The sequence below is a fragment of the Bacteroides cellulolyticus genome (assembly GCF_025567135.1).
In the GTDB taxonomy this organism is placed as follows: Bacteria; Bacteroidota; Bacteroidia; order Bacteroidales; family Bacteroidaceae; genus Phocaeicola; species Phocaeicola cellulolyticus.
On record NZ_JAOQJJ010000006.1, the window covers coordinates 19,666 to 34,887 of the forward strand.

The following is a 15,222-nucleotide window of genomic DNA, read 5'->3' on the forward strand; positions in this document are numbered from 1 at the left end:
CGGATAATATGTATTAAATTTGCTACGAACACAATAATTCTTATAAATGAAACAGGAAGTTATCAAACTGGAGGAGGTCAATAAATTCAATGATATATTCGGACTCGAAACACTGCATCCTATGGTGAGCGTTGTCGATCTGTCCAAAGCTAAGAAATGGCCTGAAACTCTCACAATAAATTATGGCGTATATGCCGTTTACCTGAAAAAAACGAAATGTGGCGATCTGACATACGGAATGCAGGAATACGACTATGACGAAGGAACTATAGTATGTTTCGCACCTGGACAGGTAGTGACATCTTATATGAATACCGATACAAAGCCGGAAGGCTACGGAATACTGTTTCATCCCGACTTTATACACGGCACTGCACTCGGCAAAGACATAAAAAGATATTCGTTCTTCGCTTACGACTCGAAAGAAGCTCTTCACCTGTCAGAAGATGAAAAGAAGATAATCATGGAATGTTTCGGCAATATCGAAAGAGAACTACGAAGCCATCAGGACAAACACAGCCAGAGGATTATTACAGCGAACATCGGACTGATGCTTGACTACTGTCTGCGTTTCTACGACAGGCAATTCGAAACAAGAGAGGTATCAAACAAGAACGTGATAGTGCAGTTCGAACGTCTGCTTGACGATTATTTCGACAGCAAGGCTCCAGCCGAAAACGGATTGCCCACGGTGAGATACTTTGCCGAAAAGGTGTTCCTGTCGCCAAACTATTTCGGCGACATGATAAGCAGGCAGACAGGAAAAACGGCATCGGAATATATACACGGCAAAGTAGTAGATAAAGCAAAAGAAAAACTGCTATCCACACAGATGACAATGACTGAAATAGCCTACGAACTGGGGTTCCAGTATCCGCAACACCTGAGCCGGATGTTCAAAAAAGAAGTTGGCTGTACACCAAACGAATACAGGACGCAAAGGTTATGAGTTTTTTTATTACTTTTGGACACGAAAATGAAATCATTAACAATATAATAACATAATCGAACATGAAAACAGAACAAGAAAAGCCGACGGGGCTGCCTGAAAACGCGTTCCGTCCGCTGAAACCGGGCGAGAAATATGAGCCTCTCATGTCGCCTTCGAAGAATTATCCTGAAGTAAACCTGTGGTCGGTGACATGGGGTATAGTGATGGCTGTTATTTTCTCGGCTGCAGCCGCCTATCTTGGACTTAAAGTAGGTCAGGTATTCGAAGCCGCAATACCTATTGCCATAATAGCGGTTGGTGTGTCAAGCGCCACAAAGCGTAAGAACGCGCTGGGCGAAAACGTAATGATACAGTCCATCGGAGCATGCTCCGGAGTAATCGTAGCAGGTGCAATATTCACTCTGCCCGCTCTCTATATCCTTCAGGAAAAATATCCTGAAATGACAGTGAACTTCATGCAAATGTTCATTAGCTCCCTCCTTGGAGGTGTATTGGGTATCCTCTTCCTTATTCCATTCCGTAAATATTTCGTAAAGGACAAGCATGGCGAATATCCTTTCCCTGAAGCTACAGCCAGCACACAGGTCTTGGTGTCGGGCGAGAAAGGCGGCGACCAGGCCAAACCTCTTCTCATGGCAGGACTTATAGGAGGTCTGTACGATTTCATAGTAGGTACCTTCGGATGGTGGAACGAAAACTTCACAAGCCGCATCTGCAATGCAGGAGAAATGGTGGCAGAGAAATTCAAACTTGTTTTTAAAATCAATACAGGAGCTGCAGTACTTGGATTGGGATATATCGTAGGTCTGAAATATGCAGCCATAATATGTGCCGGTTCGCTGGTGGTTTGGTTCGTTATAGTACCTGGATTCGCGCTTGTTTTCGGCGACCAGGTTCTAAACACATGGAACCCGAACATCGCTACAGCTGTTAAGGACATGTCGCCGGAAATGATATTCAGCGAATATGCCAAGAGTATAGGTATCGGCGGTATAGCAATGGCCGGTATTATCGGTATTGTCCGTTCATGGGGTATTATCAAGGGAGCAGTAAGTCTTGCAGCCAAGGAAATGGGTGGCAATAAAGCTGAAGGTAACGTAGAACGTACTCAGCGCGACATTCCTATGAAGATTATTGCTTTCGGTTCTATCTTCACATTGCTGCTCGTCCTGCTTTTCTTCTACTTCGACGTCATGCAGGGCAACGTGCTTCACACTGTAGTGGCACTTCTTCTTGTGGCAGGTATAGCATTCCTCTTCACTACTGTTGCAGCTAATGCTATTGCCATAGTAGGTACAAACCCTGTTTCGGGTATGACGCTTATGACTCTTATCCTTGCATCAGTAATCATGGTGGCTGTCGGACTGAACGGGGCTACAGGTATGGTTGCCGCACTGGTTATGGGTGGTGTGGTATGTACAGCACTGTCAATGGCAGGTGGTTTTATTACAGACCTAAAGATAGGTTACTGGCTGGGAAGCACTCCTAAAAAACAGGAGACATGGAAATTCCTCGGAACACTGGTTTCGGCTGCCACTGTAGGTGGAGTTATCATGGTCCTGAATGATTCTTACGGATTTACAAGCGGACAGCTAGCCGCACCTCAAGCAAATGCTATGGCAGCCGTTATCGACCCTCTTATGAACGGTGTAGGTGCTCCATGGGCCCTTTACGGAGCAGGTGCTGTATTGGCAATTGTACTTACTTATTTCAAGGTTCCTGCACTGGCTTTCGCACTCGGTATGTTCATTCCTTTGGAACTTAACCTTCCTCTATTGGTAGGTGGTGCAATAAACTGGTACGTGACAACAAGAAGCAAAGACGAATCAGTAAATCAGGAACGTGGAGAGAAAGGAACATTGCTCGCATCAGGTTTCATTGCAGGAGGTGCACTTATGGGTGTAGTAAGCGCAGTGATGAGATATTGCGACATCAACCTCATAAACGAGTCATGGCTGGCAAATCCTATGAGCCAGTTGGTTTCGCTCGTAGCATATGCTCTCCTTATTATATATCTGGTAAAAGCCAGTATGTCTATCAAAAAATAAACGGTTATGAAAAAAAATATATTAATTATGAGTTTTATTATAATCTCATCTGTTCTAAGTGCACAAAAACCTATTGAAATCAAACTATGGCCTAACGGTGCACCAAACGACAATAATCTGAAAGAACAAAAAGAAAATGGACCATTATATGTTGCAGAACCAACATTGTATGTATATCCGGCCGAAAATCCAAACGGAATGGCTATTATCGCTTGCCCTGGAGGAGGATACTACGGATTGGCGACTGCTCACGAAGGTCACGATATGGCTGCCTGGTTCAACGGCATGGGTATCACATATTCAGTTCTTATCTACCGTATGCCTAACGGCAACAATGAAGTACCTTTAAGCGATGCACACCAGGCTATCAGAATAATGCGTGGAAAGGCACAGGAATGGAAATTCTCCAAACTTGGAATAATGGGATCTTCCGCAGGAGGACATCTGGCAAGCACTGCAGCCACTCATTTTGATGAAACGACAAGACCAGATTTCCAGATACTCTTCTACCCTGTCATCACCATGGACAAGAGATATACCCACATGGGATCAAGAAACAATCTACTTGGAGAAAATCCGGACAATAAACTGGTAGAGAAATACTGTAACGAAAAACAGGTAACACCACAGACTCCTCCTGCTTTCATCATGCACAGCAGCGATGACAAAACTGTACCTGTGGAAAATAGTATAAACTACTATATGTCGCTTGTAAACAACGGAGTTCCCGCATCATTGCACACATACCCTATCGGCGGACACGGATGGGGTTATCGCGACAGCTTCATCTATAAGAGACAATGGACAGGCGAACTGGAAAAATGGTTGAGAGAATTAAACAAATAAATATACAGAAAATTATCCCAACTATTTGTAAAACAAAAGAAAAGCAGTATCTTTGCAGCCGCTATTACGAGATAATAGCATAATTCAAATCATTAACATTAAAAATTTAACGTTTAAAAAATGGCAACTAAAATCAGATTGCAGAGAAACGGACGCAAAGGTTATGCGTTCTATTCAATTGTTATTGCAGACGCAAGAGCACCACGTGATGGTAGATTTACTGAGAAAATTGGTACTTACAACCCAAATACCAATCCTGCCACAGTAGATTTGAATTTTGAACGTGCATTGCACTGGGTATTGGTAGGTGCACAGCCTACAGACACAGTTCGCAACATCCTTTCTAAAGAAGGTGTTTACATGAAGAAACACTTACTTGGTGGTGTTGCCAAAGGTGCATTCGATGAAGCTCAGGCTGAAGCTAAGTTCAACGCTTGGAAAGAAAACAAACAGAACGGTCTTGCTGCTTTGAAAGCAAAGCAGGAAGAAGCTAAGAAGGCAGAAGCTAAAGCACGTCTTGAAGCTGAAAAGAAAGTAAACGAAGAAATAGCTAAGAAAGTAGCTGAAAAGAAAGCTGCTGAAGCTGCAGCAAAAGCTGAAGCAGAAGCTGCAACAGAGGAACCAGCTGCTGAAGCTGCAGAAGCTCCTGCAGAAGCATAAAACTTCAAGCTTATCTTTAAAGAACACAAAGAGATGTTTCCCCAAAGGAGACATCTCTTTTTTTTGCATATTCAATAAATAAAAATCCAAAAACGTAAAAATTATAAGAAAAATGTATTATTTTTAATGAAATATTTCTTTTTTCATATCTTTTACTTTATATTTACAAAAACAATATAAAATACAAGAGATATGAACATTTTCAATTTAGACGAAGAGACTTGGGACAGAATACTTAAGGACATTGAAAGCGTAGTTTCTTTATTCCCATTTAATGCAAATGAAAAACAAGATGTAATCCATGATGCCATATTACATGTCATCAATCGTTTGAGTACAAGTTACTATGAAAAAGGCAAATTTGATGTCTGGGTTAAAAAAGTTACATTAAACTTTTGCAAAGACAGAGTTACAGACCCGCGTAAGAAAAACACTAGTTACTATGAAGATTTGTCCAAAGAGCCAACTTTCCCATATAAATATTACTCAGACGACATTAAAGACAAAATAGCCTTGGAAATAATGGATGAATCAATAGAGGAACTTGAATATCTGGAAAAACAAATTATAATAGGAAGGATAAATAAAGAGTCATATTTTACATTAGCAACAAAATTCAATAAGAATAAGAAAACAATAATAAAGTATTGCCACAAAGCTCTTACTGAGCTACGGGAAATAATAAATAAAAAATACTCAGAAAGGTACGGAGAAAAATATATGGACAACAAAGATGAATGACTTATTTTCCCTATAATAGACGAAAAGAACTGAATTGATAGATATTACTGATATAGTTAGAAATAAGCGTATATTGACAATATATCCCACTGATTCGTACGTAAAATATACAAATTAGTGGGATATATAGTTTTAAAATAAGAAATGTGTGAAATGAAAAAACACAAATCATTTACACACACCTAATATAAAGTATTTTCTGAATGAAGTTTAGATATAAAAGAAGCCGCACCCGAGGCGTGACGAAACTCCGATAGACATGATTTGAGAGCTCAATTCCTTTGTAATCCACCGGCATAAATGCTACCCGAAGGCGTGGCCCGCCATTAGAATATGAAGCTTGTCTCGGTATTTCTTATAATTTGATGAGTTTCCCGATTCTGCAAGTGCGGCTATATTTTTGTATTACAAATATAATACAAAAAATTAATATTACAAAGTTTCACCATCATTTTAATACAAAAAAAAGCTGCTCTCATTTGTGAGAACAGCTTTTTAATAACTTTTTATTCCTTAGAAGCTATTAAGCAGCTTTTGCCTTAGCAACAACAGCTTTGAATGCTTCTGGATGATTCATAGCTAAATCAGCTAAAACCTTACGGTTGATTTCAATACCAGCTTTGTGCAAAGCACCCATCAGTTTAGAGTATGACATACCTTCCAAACGAGCAGCTGCATTGATACGCTGAATCCACAATGCACGGAAGTTACGTTTCTTATTCTTACGGTCACGGTAAGCATAAGTCAAACCTTTTTCCCAAGTATTCTTGGCTACTGTCCATACATTCTTTCTAGCACCAAAGTAACCTCTGGTTAAACCTAAAATTTTCTTTCTTCTTGCTCTTGAAGCAACGTGATTTACTGATCTTGGCATAGTTTTAATTCTTTTTTGAATGAAAGCGCCGATATTTTACAATCGGACTTAAAGCTAATACATTCGGTTAATAATTTAAATGATACAAAATACGCTTTTAAAGCTAAAATTACTTCATGCAAAGAAGTTCCTTTACCTGGCTTAGGTTTGAGTTGTGAACTAATCCTGAGTGTACAAGGTTTCTTTTTTGCTTTTTAGTCTTCTTAGTCAAAATGTGACTATGAAAAGCGTGCTTTCTTTTGATTTTACCTGTTCCGGTAAGAGTAAATCTTTTTTTAGAACCGGAGTTAGTCTTGATCTTTGGCATCTTGTTTAAATTTTTAATTATTATTATTCTAAAGGCAATAACGCACTATACCTGCGCGCTATACGCTCTTGTTTTTTAATCTTCTTCCTCTTCAGTTTTAGCAGCCTTAGCTTGTGGAGCAGCTTTCTTTGGAGCCGGACCTTTCTTAGGAGTCAATGATATTATCATTCTTTTACCTTCAAGCAACGGCATCTGCTCTACTTTAGCATACTCTTCAAGGTCATTTGCAAAACGTAACAAAAGAACTTCGCCCTGTTCCTTAAAGAGGATTGAACGTCCCTTGAAGAATACATAAGCTTTCACTTTATCACCGTCCTGCAAGAAGCCTATTGCATGTTTAAGCTTAAAGTTATAGTCATGTTCGTCTGTCTGTGGTCCGAAACGGATTTCCTTTACATTAACCTTAACCTGCTTAGCTTTCTGTTCCTTAGCGCGTTTTTTTAACTGATAAAGGAATTTAGAATAATCTATAATTCTACAAACCGGTGGAACAGCATTGGGTGAAATTTCAACTAAGTCAGCTTCATGCTCTTCGGCCATCTTTAAAGCTTGCGCCAACGGATAAACTGCTGATTCAATATCATCGCCCACTATGCGGACTTCTTTGGCACGAATCTGTTCGTTGATTCGATGTTGCCCTTTTAAATTGTCATTCTTCATTAATAACTTTTATTCCAGTTTGAATTACGTTTTTATAAATTATTCTTTAATAGTTTTTACACCGTTTTCATGAATATTTAATTCGTATTCATGAAAACGGTTGCAAAGTTACCATTTATTTATCATATTATGAACTTCTTCTGCAATATTTTTTGCAAAATCTTCTATTTTCATGCTTCCTTTGTCGCCTTCACCCTGTTTTCTTACGGCTACCTCGCCATTTTCAGCTTCTTTTTCACCTACGATAAGCATGTAAGGGATACGTTTCATTTCATTATCACGTATCTTACGTCCGATTTTCTCGTTTCTGTCGTCAACCAAGGCACGAATATCATATTTCTTAAGTTCCATACGAACATGGTCAGCATATTCATTGAATTTTTCAGAAATAGGAAGAATTGCAACCTGATCAGGAGTCAACCACAATGGGAACTTACCAGCTGTATGTTCGATAAGAACAGCAACGAAACGTTCCATAGATCCGAATGGAGCACGGTGAATCATCACAGGACGGTGCTTCTGGTTATCCGATCCCATATATTCCAACTGGAATCTTTCCGGCAAGTTGTAGTCAACCTGAATAGTACCCAACTGCCAACGGCGTCCCAGAGCATCCTTAACCATAAAGTCTAGTTTAGGACCATAGAATGCAGCCTCACCATATTCGATCTTTGCAGGCAATCCTTTTTCCTGGCAAGCCTCGATAATAGCCTGTTCAGCCTTTTCCCAGTTTTCTTCAGATCCGATATATTTTTCACGGTTCACTTTATCTCTCAATGAGATCTGAGCCTCAAAGTTTTCAAGTCCCATCGAAGTAAACACGATTGAAATGATATCCATTACACGCAAGAACTCGTCTTTCACCTGGTCAGGACGGCAGAACAAGTGAGCATCATCCTGTGTAAAGCTACGTACACGAGTCAATCCGTGCAACTCACCACTCTGTTCGTAACGACATACAGTACCGAACTCAGCGATACGCAAAGGAAGGTCACGATAAGAACGTGGAGAGTTCTTATATATCATACAGTGATGAGGGCAGTTCATCGGTTTCAAGAAGTACTCTTCTCCTTCTTCCGGTGTATGGATTGGCTGGAATGCATCCTTACCATATTTTGCATAGTGACCTGAAGTGACATAAAGAAGCTTGTTACCTATTGGCGGACACATTACTTCCTGATAGTCATATCTTGCCTGGATACGACGCAAGAAATCCTGAAGACGGATACGAAGAGCTGTTCCCTTTGGCAACCACATAGGCAATCCCTTACCTACTGTATCAGAGAACATGAACAGATCCATTTCTTTTCCTATTTTACGATGGTCGCGTTTCTTAGCTTCTTCCAGCAATGCAAGATATTCATCGAGCATTTTCTTCTTAGGGAAAGAAATACCATAGATACGTGTCATCTGCTTACGGTCTTCCTGTCCTCTCCAGTATGCACCTGCCACTGACAACAGTTTAACGGCCTTGATAGGAGCTGTAGAAGTCAAGTGTGGACCACGGCACAAGTCAGTAAATGCACCCTGAGTATAAGTAGTGATATGTCCGTCTTCCAGTTCAGAGATAAGTTCGCACTTATAAGTTTCTCCTCTTTCGCCGAACATTTTCAATGCTTCTTCTTTTGAAATGTTTTCACGAACCAACGCCTCTTTCTTGGCAGCCAGTTCAATCATTTTCTTTTCTATGGCAGGAAGGTCACCTTCTTTAATAACAGCCTCACCCGGATCTACATCATAATAGAAACCGTTTTCGATAGCCGGACCGATACCAAACTGAATTCCAGGATAAAGTTCCTGAAGAGCCTCAGCAAGCAAGTGTGCACTTGTATGCCAGAACGCATGTTTACCCTGTTCATCATCCCATTTGTAAAGAACAAATTCAGCATCTTCGTTTATAGGACGACTCAAATCTATAGTCTCACCATTTACGCTGCACGCCAAAACATCCTGTGCCAAACGTGAGCTTATGCTTTCTGCAATCTGCAGACCGGTTACGCCTTCGTTATATTCACGAACGGAACCATCCGGGAAAGTTATCTTAATCATGATTTTTATATATTAATCTTATTTTTACTCAGTTTTATCCGCAAAATTAGTAAAAGTTTCTATAATAGGTTTCTTTTTGATATAAAAGTTAGTTTTCTTTAGCCGTAAAACGTTTTATGATATTATAAGCAGAGAATATACCCAATTCTCCTGCCTTGCTCAAATCCTGTATTCCAAGCCTATTGTTTCCAAGGAAAATATGAGTCAATCCTCTATTAAAATAAGCATCCGCAAGATTTGGTTCTATCTCCAAAACCTTATTATAATCAGCTATTGCTCCACGATAATCTTTCATTATGGTAAGGATATTGGCCCTGTTATAATATGCATATACAAAATCAGGAGCCAGCTCTATCACCTTATCCAAATCATCACGTATCTTAGCATAATCCAAAGACCTCACCTGTGCTGTCTTATCGTCTGCAACTACTATCTCGAAACTCTTTTCACGCTTTCTATACTCCAGTTCCTTATAATGAATTAATGCACGACTGAAGTATGCAGGGAAAAACGTACTGTCTTTCTTTATACATTCATTCAAGTCATTGATAGCATTGTCAAAATCCTGAACCAGATAAAAATCCAGCGCACGTGAATAATAATTCAATGCATTTTCCGGATTATTGGCTATAGAAGCCGACAGACGGTCTATGGAAGCAAAATGCTGCTTAACCTGATCCTCGCTTAAAGCCATTTCACTATTCGTGATAATCAACCTTTGCGGGAACAGGTGTTTTTCATTCATTCTGGCTATTCTATCATTGAAGTTAACCTGTCTTCTCACCTCATCCTTACGTTCATAATAAGTCAAGGCAAACATTGGCTGAGGAAGAATATTGATATTCTTATCCTGCACCCTACCGCGATAGTTAGTCCTGTATTTGCTATCTTCTTCATCATTGTCGGCAACAACGATTTTGCGATAGTTGTTCATATTCTTATCAGACTTCTTTCTTGTCTTGTCATTCGAAGCTGTATTATTCTTATTTCCGGTCTGTGCGTCAATTTGAGCTTTAAGCATTACTATCTCATCAGCGTCAGCCCTCTTAAGGTCTCCCATTTTACGATAAGCCTCAGCCCTACACTGATAACCAGGCATAAAGTTCGGATATTCGTCCAACACCAAAGTATAATCTTCCACAGCTCCTTTATAATCTCCAGTCTTACTACGGAGCAATCCTCTATTAAATGCAGCCATCAGATTGTCCGGTTCCACATTCAATACGAAGTCAAAATCCTCTATAGCCCTGTTGTCATCACCTACTTGGGCTCTTAACAGTCCTCGGTTGTAATGTCCAATCAAATTATCCCTATCAATATCCAGAGCAATGTCATAATCAGCCATAGCGCCTCGCAAGTTATTCTGATAATACCTTGCCAAAGCCCTGTTTATATATATTCCAGAATTTTTAAACGAAAGTCTTGCAGCCTCATCAAAATCCGATTCCGCCTCTGCATATTTACTTCTCTGCATAAATAATACAGCCCTTGAAGCCCACGGGTCCGGATTATAACGGTCCATTTCTATAGCTTTGTCAGCGTCAGACATGGCCTGTATTGTATCCTTCATTTTCAATGACACTTCCGTACGCATCAAATAAGCATCAGTATATTTCGGAGATAATGAAATGAGAGTATCAAGTTCGGCTCTTGCCGTAGGATAGTCTTTTTTCTGAATTCTACATAGTATAAGATTATGCCAGAACGCTTCATTTTCAGGCTCTATAGTCAAAGCCTTACGATAATCGGCTATCGCACCGTCAAAATTTTCCTGACGTATTCTGGCTATTCCCCTTATCTGGTATGTATTGGCAACAAACGGATTCCTGTCTATCGACTGCGTACAGTCAGCTTCAGCACCTTGCAAATCATCCAGATTCAGTTTTGCAAGCCCACGATAAAAGAAAGGTTCCGCCAAATATGGTTTTGCATTGATAACTTGATTAAAATATTGTATTGACAATACATAATCCTCAAAATAGAGAGCATTCTTACCTATAGTCATAACCCTGTCCGTATTTATTTGCGACAGGGCCACTACAGGTGTCATCAAGCCTATATATAATATGTATAGAAGCTTTTTTATCATTTTACAGTTTTCACCTTGTAAGCACAGCGTGCTTTACCTTCAACCATCTTGTTAAGTTTTCCTCTAATCATCTGTTTTCTCAATGGAGACAGATGGTCAATGAACATAGTACCATCCAAGTGATCGAACTCATGCTGCATAACTCTTGCCAGATATCCTTCCACCCATTCATCATGAGGATTAAGATTTTCGTCAAGGTATGTCACATGTATTTTGTCAGGACGTTTTACAGTCTCATGAACTCCAGGCAAACTAAGGCAACCTTCTTCCATTGAGACAATTTCATCACCTGTTTCAATGATATGTGCATTGATATATGCACGTCTGAAATCCTTGAATTCCGGCATTTCGTCTGAAAGAACATCAAGATTTATCACAACCACACGGATTGGCAATCCTATCTGTGGAGCAGCCAGACCTACACCATCGGCACGGTCCATAGTCTCAAACATATTTTCAATCAATTCTTTCAGGTTCGGATAATCCGGAGTTATATCTTCAGCCTCCTGACGCAATACAGGTTGGCCATATACGTAAATCGGTAAAATCATCTTTATTATTTTATTCTGTTATTAATATTTTTTCGATTCGAGATACGACTGTAAAATTATAGTTGCGCTTATCTCATCCACCAGCGCCTTGTTTTGCCTGTCCTTTTTCTTCAAGCCTCCAGCCAGCATAGCCTGATGAGCCAATACGGATGTAAACCTTTCGTCAACCAATTCCACAGGAATTGCAGGAAGCAATTTCTTCAGTCTGTTCATAAAAGGAATAATATTCTTCATATTCTCCGAATCCTCATAATTCATCTGTTTAGGATGACCGATGATAATCCGTTCCACCTTTTCCTGAGCGACATATTTCATAATGAAATCCGCAAGTTCATGTGTAGGCACAGTTGTAAGTCCGCTTGCAATAATCTGCATCGGATCTGTAACAGCTATCCCAGTACGCTTTCTTCCGTAATCAATTGCTAAAATCCTACTCATAAGTGGCAGCAAATTTACAAATTAATTTATTACAGCCTTATATATATAACTAAAAAAATCCTAGCATTTGGTTAATACACCAGACCTACATTATCAATCCAAAGAGTATTTCCAGGTGAACCAACAAACGCACCGCCTATGCTTGAAGTGAACTGTACAATGATATGAGTTGGAGTTTCATCCTTGTCTGCCCATCCGTCTTCTTTTATCATCACGCTCTCGCCTTTGCTGTTGCGTGCATGATATCCACCGGTTCCCAAAGCCATAAGTTCAGGAACATAGTTAGCGTTGCCGGTTATATCGCCATACATTATCTCATATGTAACACCTTTCTTCCAGTCAGAATTATCCGAGTATTTCACCGCAGCTGTTCCAACTCGCTTCGCTATTATATTCCCTTCAGCATCTTCTGTTCTTTTTTGAAGATAACAAACCATTATTGCCGCATCCTTACCTTTCACTACAGTTTTCTTGCTGAAGCCAGTCATACGTATCCTATCTTTCTGATCAGACATTTTCACTTTATAGTCATAACGTATAGCCTTTGGCCTTTTCGAGAAGAGGATACCACAATTCAACTTTTCTTCACCATCCTTAGTACCGGTTATGGGTTCTTTAATATCTCCAAGAAACATAGAACCTGATGCCAGCACAGAGATATTTACCAGTCCCAACACCTTGACACTTTCAATATGAGTTTCCAGACGTGCACACTTGCCATGAGTGAGTTTTTCCGGAAACACACTCGTATTTGTCTTTACTATACCTGCCACTTTAGCCATGACATTAGAATTTCCCCATGGCGAACCACCCTGATTTTTATATGGAATATTTCCGTCAAAATCCATCTCAGGCCCCAGTTCATACAAATATTTAACGTTACCACCTATAATGGACGACTCTTCTATCCTACGCGTTACCCAACTGTCCATGTCACCATACTTAAACAATTCAAATTTCTCTTGTGCCACAGACGACATTGCTACCAACAAGCAAATTATACAAACATAATACCTATTCTTCATAATACATCAAAATAAAAAAACAATTCGCAAATGTACAAAAAAAAGCGATAGCCTAGATGCCATCGCTTATAATATGAAAATTAGAATAATAATTCCGAGCTATTTTCCATTAATACACACGGTATAACAACCATGAGCCCTGGAAATCCTGACGGTTAGGATATTTAGCCTTAAAAGCATCTCTTGCAGCAGCAGCTTCTTCTCTTGTATCGAAAGATGCTACAACAACGCGATACATATTACGTTCCGCATTATATACAACTTTCGCATTATAACCCTGTCCGTCAAGTGTTGATTTCAAGCCATCAGCATTAGCTTTTACACCAAAACTTCCACACACAACACTGAATGCCTTAAGTCCATCTCCTGAAACAAGTTCAACTTTCTCTTCACGAACAGGAGCAGGAGAAACAGGAGCAGGAGTCTGAACAGGAGCAGCCTCTACCACCGGAGCCGGCTCAACCACTTCTTCCTGAGTTTTTGCCTCAGCCAATTCGTTTTGTTTAGCTTTCTCATATGCTTTTTTATAAGCACTTTCACTTGATTTGCAAGAAGAGAATGCCAATACAAGGCATAATCCCATTCCTAATACGAATAATTTTTTCATGTCGTCTTTATGTTTATTTTGATTTATAAATTCACCTTCCTGGCTTTTCGTGGCAAAAGTAGTAATATAAAGCTTTCAATGCAGTTAAAAACCGTTAATTATACATTTATCAGAATAAAATGATAATTTTTCACGGATTAAGACGGACAAAATACAATCTTTTTTATTAGATTTGTAGAAACTAAAACAATAAACCTGTTTATGATACCGTCATTCAATATTGTCTGCATATCAATTTCCATGCAACAATAATTAAAGACGCATCATACACAACGATAAAACACTATTATCATGAAAGCATTGAACATTGTAGCAGCATTCTTGGGCGGAGTAGCTCTTGGTGCAGCAGCCGGAATTCTATTCGCTCCGGAAAAAGGCGAAGACACTCGTAGAAAAATAGCTGAAATCCTTCGCCAGAAAGGAATCAGACTAAATCGTGCTGAAATGGAAGACTTGGTTGACCAGATTGCAGCAGAAGTGAAAGATGCAGAGTAAAAAGACCTCAGACAGAAAAGACAAGACTTCTGTCAGTTTAAGATTTTGAGAAAACTCATTAGGGATTTTAAAAGGAAAAGCCGCTCACGCTAACGCGACTGACGGAACTTCCTTTTAAATTTCCCTTTTTTATTAATTATAAAGTAAAGACAAATATGTTTGCCAACGACAAAAGCATTGACAATCTGGAAGCATTGTTCAAGGAAATAAAAAAATATATAGAGCTTCAGGGACAATACATCAAGCTTGACCTGGTGGAAAAGCTTACCATTCTCATATCAACACTCATCCTGATATGCGTCCTCATCGTTCTGGGGATGACAGCCTTGTTTTATTTCTCGTTCATGCTGGTTTATACGATAGACTCTTTTGTCAATAATATTATTGCCAGTTATGCTATAATCGGTGGCTGTATATTACTACTTGGCATTGTAATATATATCCTCAGACAAAAAATAATCTTCCAGCCGATGGTCAATTTTCTGGCACGACTATTCCTAGAGGATAAAGATAAAGAAGAAAACAACCCTAAACAATAATATACAATGAACGAAACAACCAAATACAGCATACAAATCATCTCTGACAGGAAAAACAGCAAAAAGGCAGAGCTGAGAGCGTCAAAGGAAAGAATCCACGAACTGACGCAGAACCTTTTCTCACCACCTGAGACAAAAAGCAAAATGGATCTGATGATGCACCATTTCAACACCGGAATGGCTGCATACGACGGTATTATGACAGGAGTAAAGATATATAGAAGAATAAAAGAAATATTCTCCGGCAAAAAACACAAAAAACTATCATAGGCCAACTGTTTATGACACGGTTATTTTTATTATGTTTGCGCTAAATTTCAATTTAATATTTATAAACCAAA

The 15,222-nt window shown here is 39.4% G+C and carries 17 protein-coding genes; 8 read left to right on the plus strand and 9 right to left on the minus strand.

Features of this window, described 5'->3' with window-relative positions:
- Window positions 1-46 precede the first annotated feature (46 nt).
- The 5 genes from OCV82_RS07730 to OCV82_RS07750 all read left to right on the plus strand — a co-directional run bounded on the left by OCV82_RS07730 (window position 47) and on the right by OCV82_RS07750 (window position 5,247).
- The gene (locus tag OCV82_RS07730) at window positions 47-949 is read left to right on the plus strand and encodes a helix-turn-helix domain-containing protein (protein ID WP_154043873.1); all 903 of its coding nucleotides are present in this window, start codon (window positions 47-49) and stop codon (window positions 947-949) included.
- Between the two features lie 62 nt (window positions 950-1,011).
- Window positions 1,012-3,000 carry an OPT family oligopeptide transporter gene (locus OCV82_RS07735; protein ID WP_154043874.1) on the plus strand — a complete coding sequence of 663 codons (1,989 nt, stop codon included), beginning with the start codon at window positions 1,012-1,014 and terminating at the stop codon, window positions 2,998-3,000.
- Window positions 3,001-3,006: 6 nt separating this feature from the next.
- Window positions 3,007-3,846, plus strand: a complete 840-nt coding sequence (locus tag OCV82_RS07740; protein WP_375338170.1) for an alpha/beta hydrolase — start codon at window positions 3,007-3,009, stop codon at window positions 3,844-3,846.
- A 120-nt stretch (window positions 3,847-3,966) separates the two neighbouring features.
- On the plus strand, window positions 3,967-4,506 hold the full coding sequence (locus OCV82_RS07745; RefSeq protein ID WP_154043876.1) for a 30S ribosomal protein S16: 540 nt from the start codon (window positions 3,967-3,969) through the stop codon (window positions 4,504-4,506).
- Window positions 4,507-4,698: 192 nt separating this feature from the next.
- Window positions 4,699-5,247, plus strand: coding sequence for a sigma-70 RNA polymerase sigma factor region 4 domain-containing protein (locus tag OCV82_RS07750; protein WP_154043877.1), 549 nt, complete (start codon window positions 4,699-4,701; stop codon window positions 5,245-5,247).
- 523 nt (window positions 5,248-5,770) lie between these two features.
- Here the strand turns inward: OCV82_RS07750 and rplT are convergent.
- From rplT to OCV82_RS07795, 9 genes are all read right to left on the minus strand, one after another.
- Window positions 5,771-6,121 (minus strand): 50S ribosomal protein L20, encoded by a 351-nt coding sequence (gene rplT, locus OCV82_RS07755; protein WP_007560377.1) that lies wholly within the window; start codon window positions 6,119-6,121, stop codon window positions 5,771-5,773.
- Window positions 6,122-6,230: 109 nt separating this feature from the next.
- Entirely contained in the window at window positions 6,231-6,428 is a 198-nt protein-coding gene (gene rpmI / locus OCV82_RS07760) for a 50S ribosomal protein L35 (protein ID WP_154043878.1), read from the minus strand.
- A gap of 75 nt (window positions 6,429-6,503) precedes the next feature.
- Window positions 6,504-7,088 (minus strand): translation initiation factor IF-3, encoded by a 585-nt coding sequence (gene infC, locus OCV82_RS07765; protein ID WP_154043879.1) that lies wholly within the window; start codon window positions 7,086-7,088, stop codon window positions 6,504-6,506.
- A gap of 108 nt (window positions 7,089-7,196) precedes the next feature.
- Window positions 7,197-9,137, minus strand: a complete 1,941-nt coding sequence (thrS, locus tag OCV82_RS07770; protein ID WP_154043880.1) for a threonine--tRNA ligase — start codon at window positions 9,135-9,137, stop codon at window positions 7,197-7,199.
- Window positions 9,138-9,225: 88 nt separating this feature from the next.
- Window positions 9,226-11,226: a tetratricopeptide repeat protein gene (locus OCV82_RS07775; protein WP_154043881.1), complete on the minus strand. Its 2,001-nt coding sequence runs from the start codon at window positions 11,224-11,226 to the stop codon at window positions 9,226-9,228.
- Window positions 11,223-11,777, minus strand: a complete 555-nt coding sequence (gene def, locus OCV82_RS07780) for a peptide deformylase (RefSeq protein WP_154043882.1) — start codon at window positions 11,775-11,777, stop codon at window positions 11,223-11,225. The genes OCV82_RS07775 and def overlap by 4 nt, the downstream gene beginning before the upstream one ends.
- 21 nt (window positions 11,778-11,798) lie before the next feature.
- On the minus strand, window positions 11,799-12,215 hold the full coding sequence (ruvX, locus tag OCV82_RS07785) for a Holliday junction resolvase RuvX (protein WP_154043883.1): 417 nt from the start codon (window positions 12,213-12,215) through the stop codon (window positions 11,799-11,801).
- 71 nt (window positions 12,216-12,286) lie between these two features.
- The gene (locus OCV82_RS07790) at window positions 12,287-13,240 is read right to left on the minus strand and encodes a PCMD domain-containing protein (protein ID WP_154043884.1); all 954 of its coding nucleotides are present in this window, start codon (window positions 13,238-13,240) and stop codon (window positions 12,287-12,289) included.
- Between the two features lie 109 nt (window positions 13,241-13,349).
- On the minus strand, window positions 13,350-13,847 hold the full coding sequence (locus OCV82_RS07795; RefSeq protein ID WP_154043885.1) for an SPOR domain-containing protein: 498 nt from the start codon (window positions 13,845-13,847) through the stop codon (window positions 13,350-13,352).
- 291 nt (window positions 13,848-14,138) lie between these two features.
- Between OCV82_RS07795 and OCV82_RS07800 the strand changes: the two genes are divergently transcribed.
- The 3 genes from OCV82_RS07800 (at window position 14,139) to OCV82_RS07810 (ending at window position 15,151) form a co-directional block, all read left to right on the plus strand.
- Entirely contained in the window at window positions 14,139-14,342 is a 204-nt protein-coding gene (locus tag OCV82_RS07800) for a YtxH domain-containing protein (RefSeq protein ID WP_154043886.1), read from the plus strand.
- A 155-nt stretch (window positions 14,343-14,497) separates the two neighbouring features.
- The gene (locus OCV82_RS07805; RefSeq protein WP_154043887.1) at window positions 14,498-14,881 is read left to right on the plus strand and encodes a phage holin family protein; all 384 of its coding nucleotides are present in this window, start codon (window positions 14,498-14,500) and stop codon (window positions 14,879-14,881) included.
- Between the two features lie 6 nt (window positions 14,882-14,887).
- Window positions 14,888-15,151, plus strand: a complete 264-nt coding sequence (locus tag OCV82_RS07810; protein ID WP_154043888.1) for a hypothetical protein — start codon at window positions 14,888-14,890, stop codon at window positions 15,149-15,151.
- Window positions 15,152-15,222 lie beyond the last annotated feature (71 nt).

What these genes read in the sequence shown, in the direction of transcription:
- OCV82_RS07740 (WP_375338170.1), top strand. Translation starts at nt 3,007, where the DNA reads ATGAAAAAAAATATATTAATTATGAGTTTTATTATAATCTCATCTGTT.
- rpmI (WP_154043878.1), bottom strand. Translation starts at nt 6,428, where the DNA reads ATGCCAAAGATCAAGACTAACTCCGGTTCTAAAAAAAGATTTACTCTT.
- OCV82_RS07795 (WP_154043885.1), bottom strand. Translation starts at nt 13,847, where the DNA reads ATGAAAAAATTATTCGTATTAGGAATGGGATTATGCCTTGTATTGGCA.
- ruvX (WP_154043883.1), bottom strand. Translation starts at nt 12,215, where the DNA reads ATGAGTAGGATTTTAGCAATTGATTACGGAAGAAAGCGTACTGGGATA.
- OCV82_RS07730 (WP_154043873.1), top strand. Translation starts at nt 47, where the DNA reads ATGAAACAGGAAGTTATCAAACTGGAGGAGGTCAATAAATTCAATGAT.
- OCV82_RS07775 (WP_154043881.1), bottom strand. Translation starts at nt 11,226, where the DNA reads ATGATAAAAAAGCTTCTATACATATTATATATAGGCTTGATGACACCT.
- thrS (WP_154043880.1), bottom strand. Translation starts at nt 9,137, where the DNA reads ATGATTAAGATAACTTTCCCGGATGGTTCCGTTCGTGAATATAACGAA.
- rplT (WP_007560377.1), bottom strand. Translation starts at nt 6,121, where the DNA reads ATGCCAAGATCAGTAAATCACGTTGCTTCAAGAGCAAGAAGAAAGAAA.
- OCV82_RS07790 (WP_154043884.1), bottom strand. Translation starts at nt 13,240, where the DNA reads ATGAAGAATAGGTATTATGTTTGTATAATTTGCTTGTTGGTAGCAATG.
- OCV82_RS07735 (WP_154043874.1), top strand. Translation starts at nt 1,012, where the DNA reads ATGAAAACAGAACAAGAAAAGCCGACGGGGCTGCCTGAAAACGCGTTC.
- OCV82_RS07805 (WP_154043887.1), top strand. Translation starts at nt 14,498, where the DNA reads ATGTTTGCCAACGACAAAAGCATTGACAATCTGGAAGCATTGTTCAAG.
- def (WP_154043882.1), bottom strand. Translation starts at nt 11,777, where the DNA reads ATGATTTTACCGATTTACGTATATGGCCAACCTGTATTGCGTCAGGAG.
- OCV82_RS07750 (WP_154043877.1), top strand. Translation starts at nt 4,699, where the DNA reads ATGAACATTTTCAATTTAGACGAAGAGACTTGGGACAGAATACTTAAG.
- OCV82_RS07810 (WP_154043888.1), top strand. Translation starts at nt 14,888, where the DNA reads ATGAACGAAACAACCAAATACAGCATACAAATCATCTCTGACAGGAAA.
- OCV82_RS07800 (WP_154043886.1), top strand. Translation starts at nt 14,139, where the DNA reads ATGAAAGCATTGAACATTGTAGCAGCATTCTTGGGCGGAGTAGCTCTT.
- OCV82_RS07745 (WP_154043876.1), top strand. Translation starts at nt 3,967, where the DNA reads ATGGCAACTAAAATCAGATTGCAGAGAAACGGACGCAAAGGTTATGCG.
- infC (WP_154043879.1), bottom strand. Translation starts at nt 7,088, where the DNA reads ATGAAGAATGACAATTTAAAAGGGCAACATCGAATCAACGAACAGATT.